The organism is Neobacillus drentensis (assembly GCF_036966985.1).
Taxonomy (GTDB): domain Bacteria; phylum Bacillota; class Bacilli; order Bacillales; family Cytobacillaceae; genus Neobacillus; species Neobacillus drentensis_E.
In genome coordinates this window covers 16,478-16,685 of sequence record NZ_JBALSN010000333.1, presented here as the reverse complement: position 1 = coordinate 16,685, position 208 = coordinate 16,478, and the positions used below count along the sequence as shown (strand labels likewise).

The following is a 208-nucleotide window of genomic DNA, read 5'->3' as shown; positions in this document are numbered from 1 at the left end:
TGGCTAATGTAATGTTTTGTTTAATATCATCCATTAAAATTAGCCCGTTCCCCTTTCGATCTTCAGAAACATAAGCGATTCCATGTTCGATTGCCTGACTAACATTATTCAAATGGATTTCTTTATTATCCTTATATATTTGTCCTGTTATTTTCTTTCCGTACGATTTTCCAAAGATACTCATTGCCAGCTCTGTTCTTCCGGCACC

1 pseudogene is annotated in these 208 nt (G+C 35.6%); it reads right to left on the bottom strand.

What is annotated here, in order from left to right:
• Positions 1 to 208, bottom strand: a pseudogene (locus V7659_RS20855) (ABC transporter ATP-binding protein); the annotation flags it as partial.